Source organism: Microbacterium sp. RG1, assembly GCF_005347485.1.
In the GTDB taxonomy this organism is placed as follows: domain Bacteria; phylum Actinomycetota; class Actinomycetes; order Actinomycetales; family Microbacteriaceae; genus Microbacterium; species Microbacterium binotii_A.
This window is the reverse complement of sequence record NZ_CP034121.1, coordinates 321,754-338,618: the sequence shown is the minus strand read 5'-3', so window position 1 is coordinate 338,618 and position 16,865 is coordinate 321,754. Positions and strand designations below refer to the sequence as shown.

Sequence of the window (16,865 nt, the reverse complement as noted above, 5' to 3'; positions counted from 1 at the left end):
TCTGCACGTTTGTGCAGAGAACTTGCGACGAGTTCCCATTTCCATGCAACCTGCCAAGGTTCCATCGATACGAAAGGTCGACGACGACATGTCGCTCTCTCCCTCGCTACGGCCTCAGGTCGCACAGATCCGCGACGCTCAGGATCTCGACGTTCTCGTCGTGGGCGGCGGGATCAACGGCATCGCCACGCTCCGCGACCTCTCGCTCCAGGGGGTCAAGGCCGCCCTCGTCGAGCGCGGGGACTTCGTCTCCGGCGCATCGAGCGCATCCAGCCACATGGTGCACGGCGGCGTGCGCTACCTCGAGAACGGTGAGTTCCGCCTCGTGAAGGAGGCGGTCACCGAACGCAACGCGCTGCTGAAGACGGCCCCGCACTACGTCCGGCCTCTGCCGACGACGATCCCCATCTTCAAGACCTTCTCGGGGATCCTGTCCGCGCCCTTCCGGCTGCTGGTCACACACCGTCGCGGCAAGCCCAACGAGCGTGGCGCGCTGCTGATCAAGATCGGCCTCGTGATCTACGACACCTTCTCGCGCGACGGCGGCTCCGTCCCGCGGCACCGGTTCGTCGGCAAGAAGAAGTCGCTCGCCGATTTCCCGAAGATGAACGAGGGGCTCGCCTACACGGCGACGTACTACGACGCCTCCATGCACGACCCGGAGCGCCTCGCTCTGGACGTCCTCTCGGACGGCCTCGAGGACGGCTCCGCGATGGCCGCGAACTACGTCACGGCGATCGGCGCGGACCAGAACGGCGTGCTGCTTCGCGACGAGGTCACGGGCACCGAGTTCACCGTGGCGGCCAAGGTCGTCCTGAACACGTCGGGGCCGTGGACCGACCTCACCAACGCCGCCCTCGGAACCCCCACCCGCTACATGGGCGGTACCAAGGGCTCGCACATCGTGCTCGACAACCCGGAACTGCTGGCGGCCACCCGCGGTCGGGAGATCTTCTTCGAGCACTCGGACGGGCGCATCGTGCTGATCTACCCGCTCAAGGGCCGCGTCCTCGTCGGCACCACCGACATCGACGCCGACCCTTCCAAGAAGGTCACCTGCACCGACGACGAGATCCAGTACTTCTTCGACCTCGTGCGCCACGTCTTCCCGACGATCGAGGTCGACCGGTCTCAGATCGTCTACACCTTCTCCGGCATCCGTCCGCTGCCGCGTCACGACGACACGGCTCCGGGCTTCGTCTCCCGCGACTACCGCATCGTCGACGGCACGCTCGGCAAGACGCCGACCCTCAGCCTCGTCGGCGGCAAGTGGACGACCTTCCGCGCACTGGCGGAGCACCTCAGCACCCGCGCGCTCGAGAAACTGGGCCGCACGCACCGAGTGAGCACGCAGGGCCTGGCGATCGGCGGCGGCAAGGGGTACCCGATGACCCCGGAAGCGCGCCGCGCGTGGGTCGCCGAGCGCAGCGGCCGTCACTCCGCATCCCTTGTGCTCAGCCTGCTGGACCGCTACGGCACGCGCGCCGAGGCCGTGCTCGCCGACCTCCCGGCCCAGCCGACCGAGCTCGAGCACGCGCACGGCTACTTCCGCGAAGAACTCGCCTACCTCGCGCGCACCGAGCAGGTCGTGCACCTCATCGACCTGCTGCTGCGCCGTACAGACATCGCCTTCGTCGGCGGGCTGAGCACGGCCACCCTCCAGGAGGCCGCAGAGGCGATCGCCGAGCCGCTCGGTTGGGATGACGAGCGGGTGAGCGAGGAGATCGCTCACGCCACCCAGATCCTTCGGGACGACCACCGTATCGACCTCGCGGAGGGCGGACGGCTGGCTTCCTGAGAGAACGTGCGGGCGCGTCCTCTGGTGCGCGCCCGCACACCCGCTCTAGGTTCAGAGCAACCCGATATCCCGCCGCACGAAGGGGCGACAGGCGGGCATCACTGAAAGGTCAATGAAGACATGAACGAAGTCAATCTCGGTTTGTACTTCCTCTCCGAGACCGTGGGAACGGCCATGCTGCTGTTGCTCGGTTGCGGTGTGGTGGCGAACGTCGCTCTGGCGAAGACCAAGGGCAATGGCGGCGGATTCCTGCTCGTCAACTGGGGCTGGGGCCTCGCGGTCTTCGCCGGCGTCATCGTCTCGGCGTACTCCGGTGCACAGCTCAACCCGGCCGTGTCCATCGGTCTCCTCGTGCACGGCGACATCAGCGTCGCGCAGTTCGGGATCGCGGTGCTCGCCCAGATGCTGGGTGCCATCATCGGCGCCGTCCTGTGCTGGGTCGCCTACAAGCAGCACTTCGACGAAGAGCCCGACCCGGCGAACAAGCTCGGCGTGTTCTCCACGGGGCCGGCGATCCGCTCCTACGGCTGGAACCTCATGACGGAGATCATCGCGACCTTCGTGCTCGTGTTCGTCATCTTCGGATTCCGTAACTACGGCGTCGCCGACATCGGCGTCCCCGGCGGCCTCGGCGGTCTGGCGGCCGTGCCGGTGGCGCTGCTCGTGGTCGGCATCGGCGCCTCCCTCGGTGGCCCGACCGGATACGCGATCAACCCCGCCCGCGACCTGGGCCCGCGTATCGCGCACGCCATCCTGCCCATCAAGGGCAAGGGCTCCAGCGACTGGTCCTACTCGTGGGTGCCGGTCGTCGGTCCGCTCATCGGTGGCACGCTCGCCGGCCTGCTCGCACCGGCCCTGCTGGGCTTCGTCGTCGCCTGATCCGACCCACTCCCGGGTGGGCGGGGCACCCGCGCGCCGCCCACCCTCCCCACCATCCGAACCAATAGACAAGGAAGTCCATCCAATGGCTGACTACGTCCTCGCCATCGACCAGGGAACCACCTCGACGCGCGCGATGATCTTCGACCGCAAGGGAAGCGTGATCTCCGTCGGGCAGAAGGAGCACGAGCAGATCTTCCCGAAGGCCGGCTGGGTCGAGCACGACCCCGCCGAGATCTGGCGCAACACCCAGGAGGTCATCGGTCTCGCGCTGAGCCGCGCCGACATCACCCGTCACGACATCGCCGCGATCGGCATCACCAACCAGCGCGAGACCGCCGTGGTCTGGGACAAGAACACCGGGAAGCCCGTCTACAACGCCATCGTCTGGCAGGACACCCGCACGCAGTCGATCGTCGACCGTCTCGCGGACGGTGACACCGACCGCTACAAGGACATCGTGGGCCTGCCGCTGGCGACCTACTTCTCCGGAACCAAGATCGTGTGGATCCTCGAGAACGTCGAGGGCGCGCGCGAGAAGGCGGAGGCCGGCGACCTGATCTTCGGCACCACCGACACGTGGGTGCTCTGGAACCTCACCGGCGGCACCGAGGGCGGCGTTCACGCGACGGACGTCACCAACGCGAGCCGGACGCTGTTCATGGACCTCGAGACGCTGCAATGGCGCGACGACATCCTCGCCGACTTCGGCGTGCCGCGCTCGATGATGCCGGAGATCCGCTCCTCGTCGGAGGTCTACGGCACCGCCGAGTCCTCGTCGCTGCTGCGCGAGACCCCGGTCGCCGGCATCCTGGGCGACCAGCAGGCCGCCACCTTCGGTCAGGCGGCATACGACCCGGGCGAGAGCAAGAACACCTACGGCACCGGCAACTTCCTGATCTTCCAGACGGGAGAGGAGATCGTCCGCTCCAAGAACGGACTGCTGACGACCCTGGGATACAAGCTCGGCGACGGTCCGGCGCACTATGCCCTCGAAGGCTCGATCGCCGTCACCGGTTCCCTCATCCAGTGGCTGCGCGACCAGCTCGGCATCATCTCGTCCGCGCCCGAGGTCGAGAAACTCGCCGAGAGCGTCGACGACAACGGCGGCGTGTACTTCGTGCCGGCGTTCTCCGGCCTGTTCGCTCCGTACTGGCGCCCGGACGCCCGCGGCGCGATCGTCGGCATGACCCGATACGTGAACAAGGGCCACATCGCCCGTGCCGCGCTCGAGGCGACGGCCTTCCAGTCGCGCGAGGTGCTCGACGCGGTCAACGCCGACTCCGGCGTCGACCTCACCGAGCTGAAGGTCGACGGCGGCATGACAGCCAACGACGCCCTCATGCAGTTCCAGGCCGACATCCTGGGCGTCCCGGTCGTACGCCCGGTCGTCGCCGAGACCACGGCTCTGGGTGCGGCGTACGCTGCGGGCCTGGCCGTCGGCTTCTGGGACAACCTCGACGATCTGCGCGCCAACTGGCAGGAGGACAAGCGCTGGGAGCCGAACATGGATCCCGAGGAGCGCGACCGTCAGTTGCGCCTGTGGAAGAAGGCCGTCACCAAGTCCATGGACTGGGTCGACGACGACGTGCGCTGATCCCCTGAACGACGAGATGCCCCGCGGGTTCCGACCCGCGGGGCATCTCGTCGTTCATGCCGGCTCTCAGCCGGCTGCGGTGATCTGCGCGTGGTGGCGCACCGGGAAGTTGACCGAGTTCGCGATGAAGCACCATTCGTGGGCGGTGGCGTGCGCGGCCTCGGCGGCGGGGATCATCGACGCATCCGCCACGACCACGCGGGGCGTCAGCAGCACGTCCGTGAAGCGGCCCGCTCCTGATCCGTCGTCGGTCATCGTCCCCTCGGCGGCGTCTTCGTAGGAGACGACGACGACCCCCGCCACGACGCACGCGTGCAGGTACGACAGCAGGTGGCACTCGCTGAGCGCAGCGAGGAGCATGTCCTCGGGGTTCCACCGCTCGGGGTCGCCACGGAACGGCTTGTCGGCGGATCCGCGCAGCTCCGGCTTGCCGTCGACCGTCAGGGTGACGTCGCGGTCATAGTCGCGGTATCCGCTCGTTCCGGTGCCGCGGTTGCCGGTCCAACGAGCGTTCAGACGGTAGTGGTGGGTGCCAGGCATGGGCACAGTCTGTCATGGCGGATGCGGTCGCCGACTACGCTGAGAGGATGCCCGAGACGTTCTCCGCCACCGCCGCCGTCGAGCTCGCCGTCGTGGAACGCAGCGGTTTCGTCGAGTCGCGTCACACCGGCTCCGCCGTGGTTCTCGCACCCGACGGCAGTGTCCTCGCCTCGCACGGCGATCCCGCATCCGCGGTGCTGCCGCGCTCCACCCTCAAGCCGCTCCAGGCGCTGGCCTGCGTGACCGCCGGGGCTGCGCTGGAGGGTGAGCGGCTGGGACTCGCCACAGCCAGCCACGCCGGAACCGAGCGTCACGTCGCGGTGGTGCGCTCCATCCTCGAGGACGCCGGCTGCACCGAGGACGACCTCGGCTGCCCGCCGGCCTGGCCCGGCGACACGGCCACACGGGACGAGATGGTGCGCGACCACGCGACGCGCTCGCGCATCCGGATGAACTGCTCCGGCAAGCACGCGGCGATGCTGCTCGCCTGCCGCACGACCGGCTGGGACACCGACGGCTACCTGGATCCCGCGCACCCGCTGCAGCAGCACATCCGCGAGGTCGTGGAGCGTCTGACCGGCGAGCGTCCGGTCGCGGTGGCGGTCGACGGATGCGGCGCTCCCGTGCCGGCGGTGACGCTCACGGGGCTGGCGCGCGCCCTGCATCGCATGGGAACGTCGTCGGAGCGTTCACCGTTCGCCCTGCACCGCAGCGCCGCGACGCTCATGGCCGCCGTACGGGAGAACCCGTGGACGATCGACGGACCGGGCCGGCCGGACACCGTGATCATCGAGCGCACCGGCGTGTTCACGAAGACGGGCGCCGAAGGACTCGTCGTCATGGTGGCCCCGGACGGCACCACGGTGGCCGTCAAGATGCTCGACGGCTCCTCGCGCGCCACCGCGACGGTGGGCCTGCGCCTGCTCGAGCGCGCGGGTGTGCTCGCGACGTCCGAGGCGGACGCGGCGCGCCGCGACCTCTCCCTCGCCGTTCACGGCGGCGACGCGATCGTCGGCGTCATCCGTCCGACGGTGTGATCTCCTTCTCCACCATCCCCCACGGCGAGCCGTAGCCCGCGGGCGCGGGCGCGGCCAGCAGGTCGAGGAACGGCCTCGCGTCGAATGCCTCCGGACCGAGCACGCCCTCCCCCGCCCAGTCCCCTCGCGCCAGGAGCTCGAGAGCGATGACGGGATTGATCGCGGTCTGCCAGACGACGGCCTGCGAATTGTCCTGGCGCATCGTCTGCTCGTTGTCCGCCACGTGGTACAGGTACGTCGATCGCGGCGCGCCGTCCTTGCCGGTGCCGCGCACCCACACGCCCGCGCAGGTCTTGCCTGTCATGCGGTCGCCGAGCGTCGCCGGGTCGGGAAGCACCGCCGCCACGACGTCGCGCGGAGACACCTCGACGCCCTTCACCCTCACCGGATCGGTGCGGTCGAGGCCCGTCTTGTGCAGCACCTGCAGCACCTGGATGAACTCGTCGCCCAGGCCGTACTTGAACGTGACGCGCTTCGCGTTCGTCCAGCGCGGCATGAGGAGGACCTCCTCGTGCTCCACGTTCACGCACTCCACCGGCCCGATCCCTGCAGGGAAGTCGAAGACCTCGGGCTCGGAGAACGGAGGGGTGGTGTACCACCCGCGATCCTTCTCGTAGATCACGGGCGGGTTCAGGCATTCCTCGATCGTGGTCCAGATCGAGAACGAGGGGGCGAACTCGTAGCCCTCGACGACGAGGTTCGCGCCGTCGCGCACGCCGAGTTCGTCGATCTCATCGAACAGTTCGTCCTGCGCGTAGCGGGCGAACACGTCCGAGAGCCCGGGTTCGACACCGATGCCCACGAGCGCCAGCCGCCCCGCCTCGCGCCACTTCTCGGCAGCGGCGAACTGCTCGTCGCCGAGCTTCACACCCGGGAGCTCGTGCGGCTTCTCCGGATGCGGCTTCGACAGGCTCATCGCCATGTCGAGATAGGTGCCGCCGGCATCGAAGACGCCGGTGAAGATCGGCATGACGAAGCGGGGATCCACCGCGTTCAGCACGTGCGTGGCGCCGGTGTCACGCACGAGCGCCGCGACCGATGCCGCATCCGACGCATCCACCTGAGCTGCGCTGAAGCGGGGGTCGGCGAGTTCGGCGACGAGCGCCTCGGGCCTGGCCGGATCGTAGTCGGCGATGACCACGGCGTCGTAGAAGTCGCGACGGACGGCGATCCGGGCCGCCGCCGAACCGACACCTCCGGCGCCGATGATGAGGATGCGCATGCTGTTCTCCTGTCTCAGATCAGGCCGCCGTCGACCGAGCGTCCGTAGTCGCCTTCGTCCGGCACCAGGACCTCGGTCTCGCGGTTGAGGCTCTCGCCCCGGAAGAACCTCTTCGAGCGCGGGAAGAGGAACCAGACGAGCATCAGCACGACGCCGACGGCGAGCGCGCCGATCCCGATCACGAAGGTTCCGCCGATCCCGAACAGGACGGTGTAGCCGTAGTCGACGTCCCACATGTCGATCGCCGACTGGATGAAGGCATACGTCAGCATGAGGGCGCCCAGCAGCGGAAGGAGTCCCTTCACGACGAAGGCACCCGTCGAACGGAAGAGTTCCCGCCGGAAGTACCATACGCAGGCGTATCCAGTGATGGCGTAGTAGAACGCGATCGCGAGTCCGAGCGAGAGGATCGAGTCCTGCAGGATGTTGTCGCTGATGAGCGACATCCCCACGTAGTACACGACAGCGACCACCCCCATCACGAGCGTCGAGAACGACGGCGTGCGATAGACCGGGTGCACGTCCTTAAACCGCGCGGGAAGCGCGCGGTAGACCCCCATCGCGAGGGTGCCGCGCGCAGTCGGCAGGATGGTGGTCTGGGTCGACGACACGGCGGAGATGAGGACGGCGACGACCAGCACCCATCCGAAGGGGCCGAGGAGCCCGTCCTTGATGGCGAGGAAGAAGTCGTCGGCGTTGCTCTCGTTGCCCAGCCCCACGCCGTCCTCGCCCAGGCCCGCGTACATCATGGCCGCGATCGTCACCGAGACATAGGTCACGAGCAGGATGACCGTGGTCAACAGCGCCGCGCGCCCGGGCGTGCGCTTGGGGTCCTTGGTCTCCTCGTTCAGGGCCAGACAGGTGTCCCATCCCCAGTAGATGAACAGGGCCAGCAGCACCGCCTCCGTGAATCCGCTCCAGTCGGCGAACCCGAAGGGGTCGAGCCATGAGATGTCGAAAGGCGTCGGGTTGGGGGCTGTGCCTCCGAAGAACTGCCAGAGTGCCGCCACCACGAAGATCGCGAGCGCGAGGTACTGGATCGCGAGCAGGATGTTCTGGATGCGCTCGCCGATCTCGACGCCGCGCCAACTCACCCAGGTCATCGCGGCGATGAACGCCACCGCGACCAGCAGGATCCGCCAGTCGTTGTTCTCGAACTCGAGGCCGAACAGCGCCCAGAAGTAGATCGAGGCGATCTGGGCGAGGTTGGCCAGAACCACCATCCCGGCGACTGCCACACCCCATCCGCCCATCCAGCCCACCCACGGACCGAACGCCTTGGTGCCCCAGGTGAAGGTCGTCCCGCAGTCGGGGACCGCCCGGTTCAGCTCGCGGTACGCGAAGGCGATGAACAGCATCGGGATGAAGGCGATGATGAAGGCGATGGGCGCCTGGGCCCCCACCGCGAGCACCACGAAACCGAGCGTGGCCACGAGCGAGTACACCGGCGCCGTGGACGCGAGCCCGATGACGGTCGAGCCCCAGAGCCCCAGCGTCCCCGCCGCGAGCCCCTTCCCGTCCGGGCGCTGCAGGTGGATGGGGGTGGTTGTCATGCCCAGACGTTAGGGGTCGGACACATGGGCGGTCAAGCGATCCGTCGCGCGCGGGCCGCATCGACGCCCGGCAGCTGCACACGCACGGGCAGGGCGCCCTCTCGCACGAGCCACGCTCGCCCGCGCCCGGGAGCGCAGAAGGGCGGCAATGCGCGATCACCGGTGAGGATCCGGTACTCCGCTGCACACTCCGCGTCCACGAGCAGATCGCCGCGCGCGCGGACCATCTGCAGCACGGGCCACGATCTCTGCCACAGTTCGGGGTCCGCGACGATCGCACGCGCGGCGCCCGGGGCCGCGCGATCGACGTCGGCCATGGCGACGATGTCGCACCCTCGGTCGGCGAGAGCTGCTGCGACCCGTCGCGCCTGCATCCCGTCGCGGATGACGACGCCCACCGGACCCGCGCCGCCCGCGTAGAGAGGAGGATCCACGGCGGCCACCCGGAGCGGGGCCTCGACCCACGGGACCTGGATCGGGCGGCCGTCGAGAGCGCCCCGCCCGGCGGGAGCCTGCGCATCGAAGAGCTCGGGCGCGCCTCCCGCGCCGAGGTGATCGATCTTGCTCGGCATCCGCAGCAGCACGCGCCTCGGGAGGAGGTCGGCGATGCGTGCGAGCGGACCCATGGCCCGCCCGCCGGAGATCGCGAAGCGCCGCCCCTCGGCGCGTGCGGATCGACAGGACCGCTCGATCATGGCCAGAGCGGCCGCCGCGTAGTCCGGCGGAAGACCGGCCAGCGCCGCATCCAGGTCGTCCACCACCACGAGAGCATCGTCGGCCCCGTCGAGCTCGCACAACGCGTCCCAGAATCCTTCGGGGTCGCCCGGAAGCCACCGCGCGGGACACTGCGCGGCGAGCGCAGCGAGCGCGGTGGTCCGCCCGCTTCCGGGGCCGCCGAGGACGAGGACGCCGGCGTCGTCCTGCTCGAGCCGCGCGGCGCGCTGACGCTGATGATCCGGTTCGTCGACGAGCCCGACGACGGGTCGGTCGGCGCTCACCGGTGCTTCGGACAGCGGCCAGCGCTCCGGAAGCGGGGGCTGCCAGGGACGCCGAGGAGCGGGCTCCGCACGGCGACGGTCGCGGATCGTCGCCACATCCGCGGGAGTGGTCCGCGCCACGCGAAGGGCATGCGGCTCCGCATCGCCGGCGCGCCGCACGAAGGCGGTGCCGCGGGATGCGAGCTCTCCCGAGATCTCCGCGGCGGCGTGAGTGCCGATGACGAAGCGACTGTCGGCATCGTCGACGACCCGCAGACTCACGCGGAGCGGACAGTTCGCCAGCAGAGACTCGCGCACGACGCCCGCGGCACGTTGCGTGCCGAGGATCAGATGGATGCCCAACGCCCGCCCGCGCGCGGCCAGGTCGGCGAACAGCGTGCCGAGTTCGCGGTGTGCCTCCAGCAGGGCGGCGAACTCGTCGACCACCACCACGAGGCGCGGCAGCTCCACACCCGCGTCGGCGACATCGCGCGCGCCCGCCGCGGCGAGCGCACGTTCACGGCGCCGGACCTCCGCCCGCAGGCTCTCCAGCGCGCGCTGCGTCGCATACGGGTCGAGGTCGGTCAGCACACCCGCGACGTGCGGCAGCTGCGCGAGGGCGTCGAACGCGGTCCCGCCCTTGAAATCCGCCAGCAGGAACGTGACCTCCCGCGTGCTGCGCGTCGACGCCAGCTGCGCCACCCACGTGACCAGGAGCTCGCTCTTGCCGGAGCCGGTCATCCCGGCCACGAGGGCATGCGGACCGTCGGCGACGAGATCGACGATCGCCGGTCCGTTCCCGTCGGCGCCGATCGCCACGGCGAGACCGTCCCCCGCTGTCGGGTGCTCGAGCTCGCGCGCCGCGACCGCTGGCGGCAGCTCACGCCGCCCCGGCAACGCCCGGTGCCGCTCCCCCAGCGCGGACGCGAGTCGCACGGCCTGAGCGGCCGAGAGGACGTCGACACACACGTCGACCGCGCGCCCGGCGTACTCCAGTCGGGCGCGGTGGATGTCGTCGAGGGTGAGCACCGCCGCGCACCGCGTCGGCACCGGCTCGTGCGGTTCGACGACGAGCACGGCCGCGTCCTCGCGGCCACGCACCTGCGCGGCGTCGACGTCAAGGTGGCACGGCACCCCGGACCCGGCGCGGTGCGGCAGTGCGGCGATCCACGGATCGGCGGCTTCGGTCACGACACGGAGCGAACCGGGCGGATGCGTGCAGCACAACTGCAGCACGAGCGCGCGAGCCACCGCTGACGCGATGACCCGGGGACCGCGCACGGCGATTCCCGCGCCGAGCGGGACCGTCACGGGCGCGTCCGAGACGGTCCCGGCGCGCGTGATCAGTTCGCGGGAGAGCTCATCGTCCGCGGCGCTGACACGGACGTCGCTGACGACGTCGCCGCGACCCACGACGAGCAGCCCGCCGCGTGACGGATGCGGTCGCCACAGCTCCCCCGGTTCGTCGAGGTAGCCGTCGAGAGTGGGCGTCGCGCGTGACGCCTCCGAGCGCTCCACAGCGTGGCGGCGGTCGATCTCCTCGCGGATGCGCAGCGCCAGCGCCGCGCGAACCCGCTGCTGCTCTCTCGCGGCGCGGCGGCCAGCCCGGGATCCGTCCAGCACCCCCGCGACGGCGATCACGGGTCCGAGCAGCGCGAACCACAGCACGCCGGCATAACCGGTCACCTGCCAGAGCACGAACGCCCCCAGCACAGGGGCGAGAGAAGCCAGCCACGGGATCGGCTGGCGGCGTCGGGGCGGATCCGGTGGCGGCAGGGTCAGATGCGCCGACGAGGCAGCGGCGCGACCGGTGGCCGGCTGAGGGGTGAACACGACCCCAGTGTGGACCGCGGTTTGCTGCGGCAGACCGACCAGGTCGCTCGGGTGGCACGCCTCGCGGCAGCGGAGGGCCTGTGGAGGATCAGTCGGTGCGTGTGACGTTCAGTACGATCACGGTGACGTTGTCGCGTCCACCGTTCTCGAGCGCCGCATCCATCATGGCGGCCGCCGCTTCGGCCGGGTCCTCGTGCTCGCGCAGGAAGTGCTGGATGCCGTAGTCCGTGAGCTCTTTGGTCAACCCGTCCGAGCACACGACGAAACGATCGCCATCGAGCACGTCGAGCCGGATGTAATCCGGGCGCACGCTGTCGCTCGGCCCCACGGCACGCGTGATCACGTTGCCGTAGGGGTGATGCTCGGCCTCTTCGGGGCTGAGTCGCCCGGCTGCGACCAGCTCCTGAACAACGGAGTGATCGGTCGTGATCTGCACGAGGGTGTCGTCGCGGAGCAGATAGACCCGCGAATCTCCGATGTTCAGACTCACCCAGTGCGGCTCGTTCCCGGTGAGTTCGAGGAAGACACCCGTCACGGTGGTACCCGTGCCGTCATCGGTGGCATCGGGGTGCGACGCGATGTCCTTGACAGCCTTCGCGAGCGCCTTCTCGATGGTCTTGGGCGTCACGGATCCCGAACCGACGATCGCCTCGAGGCGGTTCACGGTGCTGGAGCTGGCGATCTCCCCTCCGATGTGCCCGCCCATACCGTCCGCAACGACGAACAACGGATACTCGGCGAACACAGCGTCCTGATTGACCTCGCGGCGGCGTCCGACATCCGTCAGAGCCGCCCAGGCGAGCTCGATCGATCCCTGCGGCAGCGGCACAGTGCGCCGCCGGGTCGCAGCCTCGGGCACGCGGTGTCCTTCCATCGGGGGGATATGGGCACGCCGATGTCGGCGCGGTCCTCACATCCTAACGACTGCACCCGGCGGATCGGACCCGGCGGGCCGGATGCGGCGAGCCTCCGTTCACGGGGAACGGAGGCTCGCCGAGGGAATCTCTCAGCCGCGTGGGGGCTCGGCCTCATCCGAACCGGGCGTGGTCGGCGGCGCCGGCGGAGCCGTGGGCGGGACGGCCGGGTCGCTCGGCGCGGCCGCGCCGTCGGCGGGAGGAGGGGTGTACGCCGGCGGCGGGTATGCGCCCGGCTGCGGGGCCGGCGGCGGGTACGCACCGGGAGCAGCGTAGCCACCCTGCTGCGGCGGGGGCGGGTACGCACCGGGCTGCCGCGGGTAGCCGCCGGGCTGGGTGTAACCGGCGGGGGGCGGGTACGCACCGGGGGCGCCGTAGGCACCCTGCGGGGCGGGAGCACCCGGCTGTACCGGAATGCCGGACCACACGACGTTGTCCCCGAGGAAGCTGCGGCCCCACGGCGCCGGCGGGATCTGCGGGTTCCACCGCGACTTGTCGTAGGCCATGATGCCGAGCCAGACGATGCTGAGGAAGAAGTAGAGGACGACCCACGCGCCTTCCTTCTGCAGCTTCTGCCCGACACGGTACGCGGCCATCACCAGGTACACGGTCGATGCCAACGAGGGGAGGAGGGCGAAGAACGTGCCGATGTACGGGATCAGGCTCAGCACGAAGGACGCGCCGAAGAGCACGAGGAGCCACCAGGGGTTGAGGTCGCCGAGCTTCACGAACACCATCTCGCGGTACACGGGCACCCAGCCGCGCCACTTGCCCTCGACGCCGGCCTTCTCGAAGAGCTTGTTGTAGAAGATCGAGGAGACGACGTAGACGGCGATACCGATCAGAAGGAAGACGCCGAAGAAGACGGCGAAGAATCCCAGGAACGCGGCGCTGGAATAGCCGTAGTCATAGTCGTACGCATAAGGGTTCACGGGGAATCCTCTCGGGTCAGAGGCAGAGTCGCCTCGCGGAACCACCCGTCCCGCGGCTCACATCGTAGCGAGCCTGAGTGTTGCCTGACAGGGGCTTGCGTGAAGTTGGGGATGAACCCTCATACCGTGAGGCGGAGTTCGCCGTTCTCGGCGTCGGCGACCGCGATCCCGGCGCCCTTCGTCCAGCGGAGGAACGCACCACGCGACGCGATCCGCGGACGCTCCTCGGCGAGCCGGCGGACGAGGGCACCCTTGGCGTGCTTGTTGAAGTGGTTGAGCGCCCGCACCTCGCCGTCCGCACCTGTGGTGACGACACGGACGTAGGCCGATGCGGATTCCGTCGGAACAGGCCCGAGCGCGACGTAGGCCTCGGATCGCAGGTCCAGGATGAAGTGCGCCCCGTTCTGCCCGAGCGCTGACGTCGCGGCCTCGGCCCAATGCCGGCGCAGCGGGGCGAGGCCCGGCAGAGACGCGCCGGCCCCCAGCCGGTAGGCCGGAATCGGATCGAGAGCGCCGACCGGCCCGAAGGGGGCGGAGTGGATCAGCACATGCTCTCCGAGCCACCGTCGCGCCCGCGCATCGAGAGATGAGGCGTCGAGGGCGTCGAACAGGACGCCCGTGTAACGGTCGACCGCCGGCATGGTGGGAGATGACCGCAGCGCGGCGTTGACCGCCACCTCCCCCCGCTGACGCACGCTCAGCTTGAGGACCTTCGCGGCCGCATCCTCGTCGCGAGAGAGTTCCACGAGCGCCGATACGACCGCCTCGCGTTGCGGCGTGAGCTGCGGCAGCCGCAGGGCCGCCGAGCTCCACGGTGCGCCCGCGCCACCGGCACGCTTGGTCTCGGACGGTGGCAGCAGCACGAGCATGGTCACTCCAGGAGAACGACACACGCCGCCCGCGAGAGCGGACGGCGTGTGTGCGGGATGCGGGTCAGGAAACGAGTGCCGCGTTGCCGGCCACGATCGTGACCTGGTCGTGCTCGACGGAGATGAAGCCGTCGTGCGCGTTCGCGACGATCTTGTTCCCACCGGGCTCGGTGATGCGCACCTGCCCCTCGGCGAGGATCGCCAGCACCGGCTCGTGACCGGTCATGAAACCGATCTCGCCCTCGATGGTCTTCGCGATGACCAGGTCGGCCTCACCGGACCAGACCTCGGCATCCGCGGAGACCAGACTCACCTTGAGCGGCATGATCAGCCGTTCTCCTTCTGGATCTGCGCCCACTTGGCCTCGACATCGGAGATACCGCCGACGTTGAAGAAGGCCTGCTCGGCCACGTGGTCGAACTCGCCCTTGACGATCGCGTCGAACGACTCGATGGTCTCCTTGATGGGGACCGTGGAGCCCTCGACACCGGTGAACTTCTTCGCCATGTAGGTGTTCTGCGAGAGGAACTGCTGGATACGGCGTGCACGCGACACGACGATCTTGTCCTCTTCGGAGAGCTCGTCGACACCGAGGATCGCGATGATCTCCTGCAGCTCCTTGTTCTTCTGAAGGATCTGCTTCACCGAGGTGGCCACGCGGTAGTGGTCCTCACCGATGTAGCGCGGGTCCAGGATGCGGCTGGTCGAGGTCAGCGGGTCGATCGCGGGGTACAGGCCCTTCGACGCGATCTCACGCGACAGCTCGGTGGTCGCGTCGAGGTGCGCGAACGTCGTCGCCGGAGCCGGGTCGGTGTAGTCGTCGGCGGGGACGTAGATCGCCTGCAGCGAGGTGATCGAGTGTCCGCGCGTCGACGTGATGCGCTCCTGGAGCACACCCATCTCGTCGGCGAGGTTCGGCTGGTAACCCACGGCGGAGGGCATACGGCCCAGCAGCGTGGAAACCTCGGAACCGGCCTGCGTGAAGCGGAAGATGTTGTCGATGAACAGCAGCACGTCCTGCTTCTGCACGTCGCGGAAGTACTCCGCCATCGTCAGAGCCGACAGTGCGACACGAAGACGCGTCCCCGGCGGCTCGTCCATCTGGCCGAAGACGAGGGCGGTCTTGTCGAAAACGCCTGCCTCCTCCATCTCACCGATGAGGTCGTTGCCCTCACGGGTGCGCTCACCGACGCCGGCGAACACCGACACACCACCGTGGTCCTGCGCGACGCGCTGGATCATCTCCTGGATGAGGACGGTCTTGCCGACACCGGCACCGCCGAACAGGCCGATCTTGCCGCCCTGCACGTACGGGGTGAGCAGGTCGATGCTCTTGATGCCGGTCTCGAACATCTCCGTCTTCGACTCGAGCTGGTCGAAGCTCGGCGCCTGGCGGTGGATGCCCCAGCGCTCGGTGATCTCGACCTGCTCGCCCGGAGCGGCGTTGAGGACGTCGCCGGTCACGTTGAAGACCTTGCCCTTGGTGACATCGCCCACGGGAACCGTGATCGGGCCACCGGTGTCGCGCACCTCCTGGCCGCGGACGATACCGTCCGTGGGCTTCAGGGCGATGGCGCGCACGAGGTCATCACCCAGGTGCTGGGCGACCTCGAGCGTGATCTCCGTCGACTCCTCGCCGATGGTGATCGTGGTCTTGAGCGCGTTGTAGATGTCGGGGATCGCGTCGTGCGGGAACTCGATGTCGACGACGGGGCCGGTCACGCGCGCGACGCGCCCGACGACGGCGACGGACGCCTGATCGGCCGTTGCGGTGGTGGTCATGGTGTCTTCCTCGTTTTCTACTTGCCGGACGCCAGGGCGTCGGCGCCGCCGACGATCTCGGCGATCTGCTGCGTGATCTCGGCCTGACGCGCGTTGTTGCGCAGGCGGGTGTAGTCGGTGATGAGCTTGTCGGCGTTGTCGCTGGCCGACTTCATCGCCTTCTGCGTGGCGGCGTGCTTGGCCGCCGAGGACTGCAGGAGGGCGTTGAAGACGCGGCTCTGGATGTACACCGGGAGCAGGGAATCCAGAACGGCCTCGGCATCCGGCTCGAACTCGTAGAGCGGGTAGACCGCCGCCGCGGACGACGACGCCTCTTCGGCCGCCTCGACGACCTCGAGCGGGAGGAGACGCACGGTCTCCGGGCTCTGGGTCATCATGCTCACGAAGCGGTTGTATACGAGGTGGATCTCATCCACCCCGCCCGCTCCGCCGCCGCGGCGGAAGGCCTCGAGCAGCGTGTCCGCGATCTCTTCAGCGGTCGAGAAGTGCGGTGTGTCGGTGTCACCCGTCCACTCCGCGGCCGCTTCGAGCTTGCGGAACTGGAAGAACCCGACCGCCTTGCGACCGACGAGGTAGAACACCGGCTCGCGGCCCTCGCTGCGCAGAAGCTCGCCCTGTTCCAGGCCCGCCCGGATGATCTGCGAGTTGAACGCCCCCGCCAATCCGCGGTCGGACGAGAAGATCACGACGGCGGAGCGGCGGATCACCTCGGGCTCACGCGTGAGCGGGTGGTCGACGTTCGAGTACGTCGCGACGGCCGACACGGCCCGCGTCACGGCCTGCGCGAAGGGCGAGGATGCGCGCACGCGCGTCATCGCCTTCTGAATGCGCGAAGCCGCGATGAGCTCCATCGCCTTCGTGATCTTCTTGGTCGTCTGAGCAGAAGCGATCTTCTGCTTGTAGACCCTGAGTTGAGCGCCCATGATTTACGG

At 69.1% G+C, this 16,865-nt stretch carries 14 protein-coding genes; 4 read left to right on the top strand and 10 right to left on the bottom strand.

The features are described 5' to 3' along the window. Nucleotides 1–88 precede the first annotated feature (88 nt). From EHF32_RS01530 to glpK, 3 genes are all read left to right on the top strand, one after another. Nucleotides 89–1,798, top strand: coding sequence for a glycerol-3-phosphate dehydrogenase/oxidase (locus EHF32_RS01530; RefSeq protein ID WP_137416484.1), 1,710 nt, complete (start codon nt 89–91; stop codon nt 1,796–1,798). A 120-nt stretch (nt 1,799–1,918) separates the two neighbouring features. Further along, nucleotides 1,919–2,677 (top strand): MIP/aquaporin family protein, encoded by a 759-nt coding sequence (locus EHF32_RS01525; RefSeq protein ID WP_137416483.1) that lies wholly within the window; start codon nt 1,919–1,921, stop codon nt 2,675–2,677. Between the two features lie 85 nt (nt 2,678–2,762). Continuing rightward, nucleotides 2,763–4,274, top strand: a complete 1,512-nt coding sequence (glpK, locus tag EHF32_RS01520; RefSeq protein WP_137416482.1) for a glycerol kinase GlpK — start codon at nt 2,763–2,765, stop codon at nt 4,272–4,274. A 66-nt stretch (nt 4,275–4,340) separates the two neighbouring features. Here glpK and EHF32_RS01515 read toward each other — a convergent pair whose 3' ends face one another. After that, the gene (locus tag EHF32_RS01515) at nt 4,341–4,814 is read right to left on the bottom strand and encodes an OsmC family protein (protein WP_137416481.1); all 474 of its coding nucleotides are present in this window, start codon (nt 4,812–4,814) and stop codon (nt 4,341–4,343) included. A gap of 47 nt (nt 4,815–4,861) precedes the next feature. On the opposite strand from EHF32_RS01515, the gene EHF32_RS01510 reads away from it, so the two are divergent. Then, nucleotides 4,862–5,851 (top strand): asparaginase, encoded by a 990-nt coding sequence (locus EHF32_RS01510; RefSeq protein ID WP_137416480.1) that lies wholly within the window; start codon nt 4,862–4,864, stop codon nt 5,849–5,851. Here EHF32_RS01510 and EHF32_RS01505 read toward each other — a convergent pair. The 9 genes from EHF32_RS01505 to EHF32_RS01465 form a co-directional block, all read right to left on the bottom strand. Then, nucleotides 5,832–7,073 carry a saccharopine dehydrogenase family protein gene (locus EHF32_RS01505; RefSeq protein ID WP_137416479.1) on the bottom strand — a complete coding sequence of 414 codons (1,242 nt, stop codon included), beginning with the start codon at nt 7,071–7,073 and terminating at the stop codon, nt 5,832–5,834. The two genes, EHF32_RS01510 and EHF32_RS01505, sit on opposite strands and share 20 nt — an antisense overlap. 14 nt (nt 7,074–7,087) lie before the next feature. Beyond that, complete coding sequence (locus EHF32_RS01500; protein WP_137416478.1) at nt 7,088–8,626, bottom strand: APC family permease; 1,539 nt, start codon at nt 8,624–8,626, stop codon at nt 7,088–7,090. Between the two features lie 32 nt (nt 8,627–8,658). Beyond that, nucleotides 8,659–11,436 carry an FtsK/SpoIIIE domain-containing protein gene (locus EHF32_RS01495; protein ID WP_137416477.1) on the bottom strand — a complete coding sequence of 926 codons (2,778 nt, stop codon included), beginning with the start codon at nt 11,434–11,436 and terminating at the stop codon, nt 8,659–8,661. Nucleotides 11,437–11,524: 88 nt separating this feature from the next. Then, nucleotides 11,525–12,295, bottom strand: a complete 771-nt coding sequence (locus EHF32_RS01490; RefSeq protein WP_192900673.1) for a PP2C family protein-serine/threonine phosphatase — start codon at nt 12,293–12,295, stop codon at nt 11,525–11,527. A 147-nt stretch (nt 12,296–12,442) separates the two neighbouring features. Next, nucleotides 12,443–13,282 carry a DUF5684 domain-containing protein gene (locus EHF32_RS01485; protein WP_137416475.1) on the bottom strand — a complete coding sequence of 280 codons (840 nt, stop codon included), beginning with the start codon at nt 13,280–13,282 and terminating at the stop codon, nt 12,443–12,445. Nucleotides 13,283–13,401: 119 nt separating this feature from the next. After that, a complete protein-coding gene (locus EHF32_RS01480; protein WP_137416474.1) occupies nt 13,402–14,151 on the bottom strand; it encodes a YaaA family protein in 750 nt (249 codons plus the stop codon). A gap of 64 nt (nt 14,152–14,215) precedes the next feature. Then, on the bottom strand, nt 14,216–14,476 hold the full coding sequence (locus EHF32_RS01475) for a F0F1 ATP synthase subunit epsilon (RefSeq protein ID WP_137416473.1): 261 nt from the start codon (nt 14,474–14,476) through the stop codon (nt 14,216–14,218). A 2-nt stretch (nt 14,477–14,478) separates the two neighbouring features. Beyond that, nucleotides 14,479–15,933 carry a F0F1 ATP synthase subunit beta gene (atpD, locus tag EHF32_RS01470; RefSeq protein ID WP_137416472.1) on the bottom strand — a complete coding sequence of 485 codons (1,455 nt, stop codon included), beginning with the start codon at nt 15,931–15,933 and terminating at the stop codon, nt 14,479–14,481. 17 nt (nt 15,934–15,950) lie between these two features. Further along, the gene (locus tag EHF32_RS01465; protein WP_137416471.1) at nt 15,951–16,856 is read right to left on the bottom strand and encodes a F0F1 ATP synthase subunit gamma; all 906 of its coding nucleotides are present in this window, start codon (nt 16,854–16,856) and stop codon (nt 15,951–15,953) included. Between the last annotated feature and the right edge of the window lie 9 nt (nt 16,857–16,865).